Here is a 13,421-nt window from a genome sequence, read left to right on the forward strand (position 1 = left end):
ATGTTTTTAACATATTGCCCCATAACCAAAACTTATGTATCATTTAAAAAAATTGTAGCGACATGTATGTAGTAAAAAGAGACGGAAGAAAAGAGCTGATGATGTTCGACAAGATCACGGCCAGAGTAAGAAAATTGTGTTACGGACTTAACGACCTGGTAGACCCGCTAAAGGTGGCTATGCGGGTAATTGAAGGATTGTATGATGGGGTAACTACTTCGGAGCTGGACAATCTAGCTGCCGAGATTGCGGCTACAATGACCACCTCCCATCCTGATTATGCGAAATTGGCTGCCCGTATTTCTGTTTCCAACCTACATAAGAACACCAAGAAATCCTTTTCGGAAACGATGAAGGACCTTTATGAATATGTAAATCCCAGAACGGGCAAAAAGGCCCCTTTGTTATCCGATGAGGTTTACGAGGTTATTGCGGGGAATGCCGATAGGCTGGATTCTACCATAATTTATAACCGGGATTTTGGCTACGATTATTTCGGATTTAAGACTTTGGAACGCTCCTATCTGTTGAAACTGAACGGGAAGATTGTCGAAAGGCCACAGCATATGCTTATGAGGGTATCTATCGGGATTCACCTGAACGATCTGGATTCGGCCTTGGAGACCTATGAGCTGATGTCCAAAAAGTACTTTACCCATGCTACACCTACCTTGTTCAATTCCGGGACCCCAAAGCCCCAAATGTCCTCCTGCTTCCTTTTGGCAATGAAGGACGATAGTATTGACGGGATTTATGATACGCTGAAACAAACGGCAAAAATTTCCCAATCCGCCGGGGGAATTGGTCTTTCTATACACAATGTACGGGCTACAGGTTCTTATATTGCCGGTACCAACGGGACTTCCAATGGTATTGTACCCATGCTGCAGGTTTTTAACGATACCGCACGCTACGTAGACCAGGGCGGTGGAAAGCGTAAGGGCAGTTTTGCGATCTATGTGGAACCATGGCATGCGGATATATATGATTTCTTGGATCTAAAGAAAAATCACGGAAAGGAAGAGATGAGGGCCAGAGACCTTTTCTATGCCATGTGGATTCCGGATCTGTTCATGAAAAGAGTGGAGGCCAATGAAAATTGGACCCTAATGTGTCCCAATGAATGCCCCGGGCTCTTTAACCATCACAGTGAGGAATTTGAGCAGTTGTATATCAAATATGAAGCGGAAGGCAAAGGGCGAAAAACCGTCAAGGCCCGTGAGCTTTGGGAGAAGATTCTGGAATCCCAGATAGAGACGGGAACCCCTTATATGCTGTACAAGGATGCCGCCAATAGGAAGAGCAACCAACAGAATTTGGGTACTATTCGTTCGTCCAACCTTTGTACGGAAATATTGGAGTATACCTCCCCTGATGAGGTGGCCGTATGTAATTTGGCTTCCATTGCCCTTCCCATGTTCGTCAAGAACGGGGAGTTTGATCATAAGGAGTTGTTTCGGGTCACAAAACGGGTTACCAAAAATTTAAACAGGGTAATAGATAGAAATTATTATCCTATCCCGGAGGCCGAGAATTCCAATATGAGACATAGACCGATCGGTTTGGGTGTCCAAGGTTTGGCGGATGCCTTTATTATGTTGAGATTGCCCTTTACCAGCGATGCTGCCAAGGAATTGAACCAAGAGATTTTTGAAACCTTATATTTTGCAGCGGTTACCGCTTCCATGGAAATGGCAAAAGAGGAAGGCGTTTACTCTTCCTATGAAGGTTCGCCCATATCCAAAGGAGAGTTCCAGCACAATTTGTGGGGCATTAAGGATGAAGAGTTGTCCGGTAGATGGGATTGGGCAAAATTGCGCAAAGAAGTAAAAAAGAGCGGGGTTCGCAATTCCTTATTGGTAGCACCAATGCCTACGGCCTCCACCTCGCAAATATTGGGTAACAATGAGTGCTTTGAACCCTACACCTCCAACATTTACACCCGTAGGGTTTTGTCCGGGGAGTTCATCGTGGTGAACAAGCACTTGTTGGAAGATTTGGTGAGCCTTGGACTATGGAACGAAAATATGAAACAGGAATTGATGCGAGCCAATGGCTCCGTTCAGCATATTGAAAATATCCCTGCAGATATTAAAGAGTTGTACAAAACGGTTTGGGAATTGAGTATGAAAGATATTATCGATATGTCCAGACAACGTGGGTATTTCATAGACCAAAGTCAGTCCCTAAATCTGTTTATGGAAAACGCAAATTATTCAAAATTGACCTCAATGCATTTCTATGCCTGGAAGAGCGGACTTAAAACGGGAATGTATTACCTAAGGACCAAAGCGGCGGCAGATGCCATTAAATTTACTTTGGACAACAGCAAGAAGCAGGAAGTGCCCGAGATTGCAGAACTAGAAACTACTGTGGTGGCCCCTACGGTTGCTAAGACCATTAAGGTGGAGGCTACTTCCACCAATCCCTTGGAAGTGGACGTCCAGCCTATGACAGCCGCTGAGATGAAGGAATTGATCGCCAAGGCAAAGGAGGGTCAGGCAGATGACGATTGTTTAATGTGCGGCTCCTAATGGAACTATAGGACATAGTTGATAAACAAAAATCCCCGAAGAATAACTCTTCGGGGATTTTTTTGTTTATATCAAAAGGGGGGGTTGGTAAATGACAAAAATAGTTTTTCGTCATCGCGAGGTACGAAGCGATCTACCGCCTATTGGGTAGATTGCTTCACTTTGTTCGCAATGACGCATTTTTATGCTCTAATCGGTTTTTGTCATTTACTGTTCAAAAGGGTAACAACTATAGATCGGGATACTTCCTATCTATTGAATATATAGGGTTTTAGAACAAACGCACAAAGGAATCCAATACAATAGATGGCCAGTACCGTGATGTAATTATCCATTTTGCACCCAATTAAATTAGCTTATAATTTAATATACGGGGGTAAATAATAAATGGATTATAGTGACCTTAAAAACAAGGGTATAGCCTACTATACCATTTTCATTTTTTAAAATGATGTTGATATATTATCCGCCCTAGGAGAAATAATATAAGGTATATCGCTATGGTGTAAAAATAAAGTTCCATCTTGTTCCTTTGACGTTGGAACAGGATGGAAACTTTCTAAATGCTACGTTAAATGAATGGCCTAAAGGCCTTAACAAGTAATTTGGGCTACAAAAAATTATCTTCTGATTTATAGGCGTTTATTACTGCCATTTCTCCTTCCTTGTCCGGTCTGGAATTGCCGTGTTCCATGCCCAAAACACCATTAAATCCTTTACTGTGGATATATTTGAATACATTTTTGTAATTAATTTCTCCCGTAGTAGGCTCTTTTCTGCCCGGATTGTCCCCTATTTGGATATAGTCGATCTCATCCCAGGTAAGTTCCATATTGTGTATCAGATGACCTTCCGTTTTCTGCATATGGTAGATGTCGAACAATATTTTGCAGGACGGACTGCCCACACCTTTGCAGATCATATAGGTCTGATCGGAATTCTGCAGATACAGGTCGGGAGAGTCGGACAAAGGTTCAAGCACCATTACCAAACCGTGGGGTTCCAATATCCCCGCACCTCTTTTTAAGGCCTCTATAACATTGCCGTCCTGAATACCGATAGGCAGGTTCCTTTCAAATCCACCGGGCACAACGGTCATCCATTTGGCATTGACTCGCTTGGCCACTTCTACCGCTCTTCTACATCCGTCCAAAAAGATATCGATATACTCCTGTTTACCTGCAGCCAAGGTATTGGCCATGTTGCCCCCCTTGTCTATTACAAAAACGCCCATGGTCATATTTCGTTTTGCCAAGGCTTCCCCTATTTTGGTTTGGGTGGCCACATCCCTGCCCATCATACCGTTATCTTCCAATGCCGTAAACCCTTGGTCGGCCATAAAGTTTATTTGGTCAATGAGGTCATTGCCGGCATGCTTCTCGAACATTCCAAAATGCGGGGCATACTTTAGGTTGAACTTATGCTTCATGTCCATATTATTAATGTTGGTTCCATAAGCTAAGGAACCTCCTAAAGTTACGGCACTGCTGGTTAGGGCGGTTTTTTGAATAAAATCTCTTCTTCTCATTTTTTTTGATAGGGTTGGAAATTAATATAACAATGCCAAAAGAACCGAACGGCCATTGGCTGTTCCGGTCCTTTTAGCTTTTTTCAATTTTTTAGATCATAATTATTTATAACGACCACGCTTTTCCCCCGCTCAGTTCCTGAAGGTCACCACAGGCGATAAATTCGCCCGGTACAGGTAAATACGGCAATACATTTTCCCCTACAAACTCGGATGACTTATAGCCCAAGATGACCAAGCCCCTCAAATTATTGGCAAAGGCAAATCTTGATATATCATCTTCCAAGGAGGCCGTTTGGCCATTTTTGACCGCTTCGGTATAGGTGTTTATGACCTTAAAGTTTTTGGCCTGGTCCGCTTTGGAAATTTTGAGGGCATTGGCCAGTACCGGTTCCAAATCTTCGGGGGTTAGGTCGGCAATTTCCTTCTTGCCGCTATCCTGAAGGGCCTTATCCATAAATTTTCCCATGGTCATCTTTAATAGGTCCTGTTGTTCCTTTTCCATTACCTGATCGGCAAAACGGTCAATAAAGATATGTACCTGTACTTCGGAAGCGGAAGGCGTATCCGTCTTGGGCATTATAATATCTACCAAATGGGTCAGCACGGATCCTTCGGCGGATGTTAAAAAATCCGGGGTCCATAAAACGGCAGCATCTTTTTTACAGCTCTGTACGATGCTGATCAAGGTGGGGGTTGCCACAGTATAGCCCAGTGCCAGCCCCATATTTTTTAGCGCTTTTCTTCTATCCATTATATATTGCCTTTTTTAAGTTCTTTAACCGCATGATCGGCGGCCCTGGCGGTGAAGGCCATGTAGGTCAGTGATGGGTTAACACAACTGGCCGAGGTCATAAACGACCCATCGGTAACATATACATTGGGTACATCGTGGATTTGATTGTTACCGTTCAGGACCGATGTTTTTCTGTTGCGTCCCATTCTGGCGGTACCCATTTCATGGATGCCCAGACCTAGACCGGTAGGGCCATCATGTCCTTTAACATCACGCAACCCGGCCTTTTCCAACATTTCCACTGCGGATTCCTGCATATCCTTGCGCATGTTGAACTCGTTTTCCTGTAAATCGGCATCAAAGGTTACCGTTGGTAATCCCCAGTTATCCAATTTGTCGTAATCCAAGGTCATTCTGTTATCTTCATAAGGGAGTACTTCGCCAAAACCACCAATACCCATTCTCCAACCTCCAGGTTTCAAAATACTATCCTTAAAGTCTTTGCCGTAAGAGAGCTCCGCAACCGTTTCTTCCCAATTGCCCCTACTGGCCCCCCCTTGATAGCCGAAACCACGTTTGTAATCTTTTCTATCCGAAGCACCCCCTAGGTTCCTGAATCTGGGAATATATATTCCATTGGGTCTTCGTCCTTTGTAATACTTGTCCTCGAAACCATCAAATTTACCGGAAGCCCCTACCCCCAGATGGTGGTCCATAATATTGCGTCCCAATTGATCCGAGTCGTTGCCCATACCATTGGGGAAACGATCGGATTTGGATTGCATTAAAATAGAGGTAGACGCTATGGCCGAGGCACATAGGAAAATGACCTTTGCCTTAAATTCATGTGTTTCCTTGGTTAGCCGGTCTATTACCTTTACCCCTGTGGCCTTTTTGGTATCGGGATCGTACATTACTTCATGGACAATGGAGTCTGTACGCAGGGTCATATTTCCTGTTGCTTCCGCAGCGGGGAGGGTAGAGGACAAACTACTAAAATAGCCTCCAAAAGGGCATCCCCTGATACATCTATTTCGATATTGACATTTGGTACGACCGTCAAAATTTTTGGTCCCGGTAATATGGGCAACCCTACCTATGGTAACGGCCCGGTCGTCAAAACCTTCTGTTACTTTATTTTTAAAATGTTCCTCCACACAATTCATTTCCATGGCCGGCAGAAAATCACTATCGGGCAACTGGGGCAGGTTAAGGGCCTCCCCACTTACCCCTATATAGTTTTCCACCTTTGAATACCACGGGGCAATATCTTTATAGCGCACAGGCCAATCCACGGCAATCCCATCCTTTAGGTTGGCGGTAAAATCGATATCGCTCCAACGGTAACTTTGACGTCCCCATTGTAGGGAACGCCCTCCCAAGTGGTACCCTCTCATCCAATCAAATCGTCTTATTTCATTATATGGATGTTCCAAATCATTTACGAACCACATTTTACTTGCTGCATTTGTGGTATATCCCGTTCTGTTCTGTTTGGGCTGTTTTTCAATATCTTCCCTTGTAGGTTCGCCGGCATTCGGAAAATCCCAAGGGTCCAGATTGGCCGTCTCGTAGTCTTCGATGTGTTTCACCATCCTTCCACGTTCCAGTACCAGGGTTTTGAGTCCTTTTTCACATAATTCTTTGGCGGCCCATCCTCCGCTAATGCCAGTACCCACGACAATGGCATCATATGAATCCTGCATTTCAGACGTATTGAACTTGCTCATTTATAAAATTGTTTATTTAATAAATTTATTAAATATAAAATTAATTTTTTACATTTAAACCCTATATTTATTAATACTATGGCACTATAACGTTATAGTATTTGTTAATTCTTGGATTTAATCTCAAAACTTGAAAATGAAGCAAAAAAATTTAAAAACAAAAGGGATCAATGTAGTTTTGGCAGCCATGTTAATGGGTGTACTGTCTTGTAAGGAAGCTCCCAAGGAGCAGCCCAAAGATGTGGAGACTTCGGAAGTATCCATGAAGGCCGAAGAGCCTTTTTTTAAATTGTCATTGGCCCAGTGGTCTATGCATAGAATGGTACGCGAAGATGGCGTGGATCCCTATACCTTTGCGGAGAAGGCCAAGAATTGGGGTTTTACAGGCCTGGAGTATGTGAGCGCCCTGTACTATAAGGAATTGGAGGCCGCTAATTTTTCCGAGGAAGCTATGGCCGCCTTTGTGGAAAAGTGTAATGCGGAAAGTAAAAAGCATGGGATGCAAAATGTCCTGATCATGATAGACGGTCAAGGAGATCTTGCTACGGCCGACGCAAATAAAAGAAAGGAAGCTGTTGAAAATCACTATAAATGGGTAGATGCGGCTGCCGCCATGGGCTGCCATGCCATTAGGGTAAACCTGTCCGGGAGCAAGGTTCCAGAGGAATGGGTGGCCAGTTCTGTGGACGGTCTAACCCAGTTGGCTACCTATGCCAAGGGGAAAAACATTGAAGTTTTGGTAGAGAACCACGGGGGGCTATCGTCCAACGCCGTTAAATTGGCCGAGGTCATGACCAAGGTAGGTATGGATAATTGTGGCACCCTTCCCGATTTTGGTAACTTTTGTATAGAAAGAACCAAGGACGGATGTGCCGAGGAATATGACATTTACAAAGGTATTGCCGAATTAATGCCGCACGCCTTGGCCGTTAGTGCCAAGTCCTATGATTTTGATGCCGAGGGCAATGAAACCAAATTGGACTACCCCAGAATTCTTAAAATAGTCAAAGATGCCGGTTATACAGGCTTTATAGGCGTGGAATACGAAGGCAGCGTTCTAAGTGAGGAGGAAGGAATTATCGCTACCAGGGATCTATTGATAAAGGCCGGCAAGGAACTTAATTAGTATTGGAATGTATGAAGGCTTTTTTCAATCAGCTGTTCGATTATAACTTTTACTGCAATAAGAAATTGATTGAAGAGTGCCAAAAGTTGGAAAATGTTCCGGAAAGGACTTCGGAACTCTTCAGTCATATATTAAATGCCCACCATATTTGGAATGCCAGAATTCTCGGTAAAAATGTGGAATTCGGGGTATTTCAATTGCATTCCTTAAAAGATTGGGGAGATCTGCATTATGAAAATCAAAGAAGTTCCTTTGAAATTGTCACCAATGTGGATAGTTTTGAAAAGCGGGTGGATTATGAGAATACCCAGGGGAGGTTGTTTACCAATACCATCCAGGATATGTTATTTCATATCATAAACCATTCCACCCATCACAGGGCCCAGATTTCTGTCGATTTTAGAAACAACTCTATAGAACCCTTGGTCTTTGATTATTCAACTTATAAGCGATAAAAACACCTGTTAACAAGTGAATGTAAAGACCAAAGTTCAATTATCGTTAATGATGTTCCTCGAATTTTTTATTTGGGGAGGGTGGTTTGTAACGCTCGGCACTTTTTTGGGACAGAACCTTCAGGCCACCGGAGCCGAATCGGCAATGGCCTATTCAACCCAATCCTGGGGAGCCATAATTGCTCCCTTTATTATAGGTTTAATAGCGGACAGATACTTTAATGCAGAGCGGATTTTGGGGGTATTGCACCTCTTGGGTGCTGTAATGATGTATCAGATGTATATGGCGGTGGACTTTGCCGGTTTTTACCCCTATGTATTGGGGTACATGGTGCTTTATATGCCAACCTTGGCCTTGGTGAATTCAATTTCCTTTGGCCAAATGAAAAATCCTGCCAAGGAATTTTCATTTGTGAGGGTGTTTGGTACTATAGGTTGGATAGTGGCCGGACTAATAATTAGTTTTGTTTTTCTATGGGATTCCGAAACCTCCAGGGAACAGGGCCTTTTGAAGAATACGTTTTTAATGGTGGCAATTGCATCCGCTGCTTTGGGGATTTTTAGTTTTACCTTGCCCAAAACACCTCCAAAGGTAAAAACGGATGAAAAGGTATCCATATCGGGAATATTGGGATTGGATGCCCTAAAACTGCTAAAGGATAGGAATTTTTTTATTTTCTTTCTCTCGTCCATTCTAATTTGTATTCCCTTGGCCTTTTATTACCAAAATGCAAATCCATTTTTGTCGGAGATCGGAATGGAAAATCCCACGGGGAAAATGACCATTGGGCAAGGTTCGGAAGTTTTATTTATGTTGTTGTTGCCTTATTTCTTCAAGAAATTTGGATTTAAAAATACCCTGATTGCCGGAATGCTGGCATGGACCATAAGGTACCTTCTGTTTGCTTACGGAAATGCCGGGGATTTGGCCTTTATGCTTTTATTGGGCATTGCCCTTCACGGTATTTGCTATGATTTTTTCTTTGTTTCCGGACAGATCTATACGGATTCGAAGGCAGGTGATCAATTTAAAAGTGCGGCACAGGGATTGATAACCCTGGCCACCTATGGTGTTGGCATGTTGATCGGTTTTTGGGTGGCAGGAAAAATTACGGATAGTTATATAATAAGCGATGGCGTTCACAGCTGGACGGATATTTGGACATTTCCCGCTATTTTTGCCCTAGGGGCGATGGTGCTGTTCGCCATATTTTTTAAGAACGAGGAAGTAGCATATAAAGAATAATTTAGGAATATATATTATGAGCAAGAAAATTAGATTAGGAATTTTAGGGGGTGGAGGAGACTCCCTTATAGGGGTGCTGCACCGGGTAGCATCACAGATTAATGATAATTACGAAATTGTGGGAGCGGTCTTCAACCCGGATTTTGAGGCAAATGTTGCTTTTGCCAAGGAAATAGATGTACCCACCAATAGGATCTATAAGGATTTTGATACCTTGGTGGAAGAGGAGTTGAAATTGCCAAAAGAGGAACGTATCCAGGTGTGTTCGGTACTTACCCCTAACTTCCTGCATTTTCCCATGGCCAAAAAATTGTTGGAAAATGGGTTTCACGTAATTTGTGAAAAGCCCATGACCACCACTTATGAGGAGGCCAAAATACTGCAGGCCACTTTGGACAAGGCCAAGACCGTATTTGCCGTTACCCATACCTACACAGGGTATCCCATGGTTAGGCAAATGAGGGAAATGATAAAGGCCGGCGCTATCGGGAAAATACATAAGGTGGACGCACAATATTATCAAGGGTGGATCAATTCCATTATCCACGACAAGGCCAAGCGTTCAACAGTTTGGAGATTGGACCCCAAAAAGGCCGGGATCAGTTCCTGTATGGGAGATATAGGGGTTCATGCCTTTAATATGATAGAATATACCACTGGATTGACCGTAAAATCCATTTTGGCAGATTTCAATTATTTGTACGAGGACAACCAAATGGATGTAGACGGTACGGTATTGATCCGTATGGGCAGTCATGTAAAAGGGGTTATCCGTTCCAGTCAGGTGGCTACCGGGGAGGAAAACGGACTATCGATCGCCATATATGGGGAGAAAGGTGGACTAAGATGGGAGCAGGAAAATCCCAACTATCTTTATGTACTAAGTGATGACAAGCCGCTTCAGGTGTACAAGCCGGGCCATGCCTATAATTCCAAATTGTCCCTGGACGGAACCAAATTGCCCGCAGGACATCCCGAAGGTATTTTTGATTCTATGGCCAATATTTATTTGGGCGTAGCAAGGGCCATTCGCGGGGAAAAATATAACGATGGCGAATTCCCTACCATGTTGGACGGGGTACGCGGGCTCGATTTTATTGAGAGTTCCGTTGAGTCCAATAAAAAAGGAAACGTTTGGGTAAATTTGAGATAAAACAGAATTTAGTCGATGTAAAAAGGGCCGCAATTGCGGCCCTTTTCTATGGAGTTTGTTTAAGTTGTTATTATCCGTAGACCTTTTCAAACCCTACACAGACCACGATCATACTATCGCGGGGAACACGGTTAAAAGGGGCCAGTTCACGGGAGAAATAGTCCCAATGGAATTTTTTCCAATGTTCCAAACTTTTATCCCCTAGGCCGTCCAGTTGGGCGTATTCTTTGGTAATACTAAAAAATGGCTTCAGTTTTACGGCGGTTGTCCTAACAATACATTTGGCCTTGCCGCTCCAATCCGTAAGCACAATAAAGGCTCCGATTTTGGGGAGTGGCTCTTTTCTATGTTGTAGGCCCAAAAGGGAAAAGCTGGTCGCTTTCTTAAGGTTTTTGATGATCAGATCCACCCCTAGGTCCGCATCCCTTTCATTGTCGCCAAAATGCATCACTTTAGGCGCATCTTCAAAAGCAAATTCTAGGTGGGCGTCCAAAAAATCACCCCACATATTTCTGGCTGAGCTATTTTCCATTAAGAAAGTTTACCTGAATTAATTTGTTGGGCAGTGAATATATCCGCCCCTATCCTATTGTGGACACTGCTTAATGAAACGTTGGCGTATTGGGTTAATTGTACGGCAGCTCCTATATTTTTACCGATAAAGGATGATGCCCCCAATGGTTTCCCCGTTATTGCGCAGCTATCTGTTCCAATTCTATAATGCCCTAAGGCAAATGGGGCCATAAACAGTCCGTATTTTAATCCAGGAACTATTCCTGGGATTGGTAACCGGGCCATGATGCTGCCAAAAATTGATGGTTGATTCATGGTTTATTATTCTGATAATTCTTTTGTTATTCCTATATTTATCACTTGGCTATAAAAATAACAACATCTAATTTATAGCCTAAATATAGGATTTAATTATTAATATTATTACTATAGCCAAGTTTGTCCAAAAAATGATATTTCAATCGTTCCAAATGGCCAATTACATTCTGGGATTATTTAATTTAGCTTTAGTTCAATACCGTACACAATTATATAACAATAAATAGAAATACATGAAAACAATTAAGGGGCCAGCCGTTTTTCTGGCACAGTTTGTCGATGAAAAAGCACCATTCAATTCTCTGGACGGAATATGCAAATGGGCATCCGATCTGGGATATAAGGGAATACAGATACCCACTTGGGTCGATTTTCTGATCGACTTGGATAAGGCTGCCGAGAGTCAGACATACTGTGATGAGTTAAAGGGAAAGATAAATTCCTATGGTTTGGAAATAACCGAACTTTCCACACATTTACAGGGGCAATTGGTGGCGGTAAACCCGGCATATGATTTAATGTTCGATAATTTTGCACCGGACAAGGTAAAGAATAATCCAAAGGCAAGAACCGAATGGGCCGTAGATGTAGTTAAAAAAGGGGCCACTGCCAGTCGCAGGCTGGGACTTAAGGCACACGCCACTTTCTCTGGCTCCCTACTTTGGCACACTGCCCACCCTTGGCCACAAAGGCCTGCGGGATTGGTGGAAATGGGCTTCGAGGAGCTGGCAAAGAGATGGTTGCCCATCCTTAATCATTTTGATAAGGAAGGGGTGGACGTATGCTACGAAATCCATCCGGGAGAGGACCTTCATGATGGGGATACCTTTGAGCGTTTCCTGGCCGCTACCGGGAACCATAAACGGGTGAATATTTTGTACGATCCAAGTCATTTTGTACTTCAGCAATTGGATTATATTGCCTATATAGACCATTATCACGAATTCATAAAGTCTTTTCACGTTAAGGATTCCGAATTCAATCCAACGGGGAAAAAGGGGGCCTTTGGAGGCTTTAATGATTGGGGCGACCGTGCCGGTAGGTACCGTTCCCTTGGTGATGGACAGATAGATTTCAAATCCATCTTCTCCAAATTGACCCAATACGGCTGTGATGTTTGGGCGGTTATGGAATGGGAATGCTGTATTAAGAGTCCGGAACAGGGTGCCAGGGAAGGGGCCAAGTTTATTCAGGACCATATTATAGAAGCCACCGAAAAGACCTTCGACGATTTTGCCGGGGCGGCCATAGATAAAACAGTATTAAAGAAAATATTAGGACTATAAAATCAATTAAAGAGAAATGAAAAAATTAATTTTTAGTGCCCTTATAGCTGTCATGGTTATGGGATGTAAAGAGAAGACAGATAAAAAAGACATGGACGTGGATTCGGATCCCAATCCAATGGCAAATTCGGATGAAATGGCTCCAGAGGTAATTGAAGAAGGCGAATGGCAGGTGTTATTTGACGGCACCAATTTCGATGCCTGGAAAAGGTATTTGGAAGATGGTGTTGGGGATGCATGGAAAATAGAGGATGGGGCCATGGTATACTATCCGCCCAAAGAGCGCAAGAAAGGGGAGAAATATAATTTAGTGACCAAAGAGGACTTTACCAATTTTGTATTGTCTATAGACTGGAAAATTTCGGAAGGCGGCAATAGCGGTATTTTTTGGGGCGTTAAAGAGGTGGAAAGCCTGCCCGAGGCCTATCATTCCGGACCTGAAATCCAGGTTTTGGACAATGATAAACACCCTGACGCAAAAAATGGACCAGTAAGACAGGCTGGGGCCTTGTACGATATGGTGGGTCCCAGTGAGGACGTTACCAAACCTGTGGGGGAATGGAATACCTGCGTAATTACCGTAGACCACAACACCAACAAGGGAAATGTGGTGCTGAACGGTACGGAAGTAGCTTCTTTCCCGGTTCATGGAGAGGAATGGGACGCCATGGTCTCCAAGTCCAAATTTAAGGGATCGGAACATTTTGGAAAATATAGGACGGGAAAAATAGGCCTGCAAGATCATGGGAATATTGTGTCCTTTAAAAACATCAAGATAAAAAAGTTGGATTAAACT

12 protein-coding genes are annotated in these 13,421 nt (G+C 43.3%); 7 read left to right on the forward strand and 5 right to left on the reverse strand.

What is annotated here, in order from left to right:
* Positions 1-62: 62 nt before the first annotated feature.
* Complete coding sequence (locus D0S24_RS00670) at positions 63-2,534, forward strand: ribonucleoside-diphosphate reductase subunit alpha (RefSeq protein WP_117017942.1); 2,472 nt, start codon at positions 63-65, stop codon at positions 2,532-2,534.
* 610 nt (positions 2,535-3,144) lie between these two features.
* Here the strand turns inward: D0S24_RS00670 and D0S24_RS00675 are convergent.
* The 3 genes from D0S24_RS00675 to D0S24_RS00685 form a co-directional block, all read right to left on the reverse strand.
* A complete protein-coding gene (locus tag D0S24_RS00675; RefSeq protein ID WP_117017943.1) occupies positions 3,145-4,062 on the reverse strand; it encodes a hydroxypyruvate isomerase family protein in 918 nt (305 codons plus the stop codon).
* A 106-nt stretch (positions 4,063-4,168) separates the two neighbouring features.
* The gene (locus tag D0S24_RS00680; RefSeq protein ID WP_117017944.1) at positions 4,169-4,816 is read right to left on the reverse strand and encodes a gluconate 2-dehydrogenase subunit 3 family protein; all 648 of its coding nucleotides are present in this window, start codon (positions 4,814-4,816) and stop codon (positions 4,169-4,171) included.
* The gene (locus tag D0S24_RS00685) at positions 4,816-6,528 is read right to left on the reverse strand and encodes a GMC oxidoreductase (RefSeq protein ID WP_117017945.1); all 1,713 of its coding nucleotides are present in this window, start codon (positions 6,526-6,528) and stop codon (positions 4,816-4,818) included. Before D0S24_RS00685 ends, D0S24_RS00680 begins: the two co-directional genes overlap by 1 nt.
* Before the next feature lie 136 nt (positions 6,529-6,664).
* On the opposite strand from D0S24_RS00685, the gene D0S24_RS00690 reads away from it, so the two are divergent.
* Genes D0S24_RS00690 through D0S24_RS00705 form a run of 4 tightly spaced genes read left to right on the forward strand, consistent with a single transcriptional unit; the run spans position 6,665 to position 10,508 of the window.
* Entirely contained in the window at positions 6,665-7,654 is a 990-nt protein-coding gene (locus D0S24_RS00690; RefSeq protein WP_117017946.1) for a sugar phosphate isomerase/epimerase, read from the forward strand.
* A gap of 11 nt (positions 7,655-7,665) precedes the next feature.
* Entirely contained in the window at positions 7,666-8,109 is a 444-nt protein-coding gene (locus D0S24_RS00695) for a DinB family protein (protein WP_117017947.1), read from the forward strand.
* 16 nt (positions 8,110-8,125) lie between these two features.
* A complete protein-coding gene (locus D0S24_RS00700; RefSeq protein ID WP_117017948.1) occupies positions 8,126-9,355 on the forward strand; it encodes a nucleoside permease in 1,230 nt (409 codons plus the stop codon).
* Between the two features lie 16 nt (positions 9,356-9,371).
* Positions 9,372-10,508, forward strand: a complete 1,137-nt coding sequence (locus D0S24_RS00705) for a Gfo/Idh/MocA family protein (protein WP_117017949.1) — start codon at positions 9,372-9,374, stop codon at positions 10,506-10,508.
* Between the two features lie 70 nt (positions 10,509-10,578).
* On the opposite strand, the gene D0S24_RS00710 is transcribed toward D0S24_RS00705, so the two are convergent.
* Both D0S24_RS00710 and D0S24_RS00715 read right to left on the reverse strand, forming a co-directional pair.
* Complete coding sequence (locus tag D0S24_RS00710) at positions 10,579-11,040, reverse strand: ASCH domain-containing protein (protein ID WP_117017950.1); 462 nt, start codon at positions 11,038-11,040, stop codon at positions 10,579-10,581.
* Positions 11,040-11,336: a hypothetical protein gene (locus D0S24_RS00715; protein WP_117017951.1), complete on the reverse strand. Its 297-nt coding sequence runs from the start codon at positions 11,334-11,336 to the stop codon at positions 11,040-11,042. The genes D0S24_RS00710 and D0S24_RS00715 overlap by 1 nt, the downstream gene beginning before the upstream one ends.
* A 236-nt stretch (positions 11,337-11,572) precedes the next feature.
* Here D0S24_RS00715 and D0S24_RS00720 point away from each other — a divergent pair, with 236 nt between their 5' ends.
* Both D0S24_RS00720 and D0S24_RS00725 read left to right on the forward strand, forming a co-directional pair.
* Positions 11,573-12,625, forward strand: coding sequence for a sugar phosphate isomerase/epimerase (locus D0S24_RS00720; protein ID WP_117017952.1), 1,053 nt, complete (start codon positions 11,573-11,575; stop codon positions 12,623-12,625).
* A gap of 16 nt (positions 12,626-12,641) precedes the next feature.
* A complete protein-coding gene (locus tag D0S24_RS00725) occupies positions 12,642-13,418 on the forward strand; it encodes a DUF1080 domain-containing protein (protein WP_117017953.1) in 777 nt (258 codons plus the stop codon).
* The last annotated feature ends 3 nt before the right edge of the window (positions 13,419-13,421 follow it).

Source organism: Arenibacter sp. P308M17 (assembly GCF_003426735.1).
GTDB lineage: Bacteria > Bacteroidota > Bacteroidia > Flavobacteriales > Flavobacteriaceae > Arenibacter.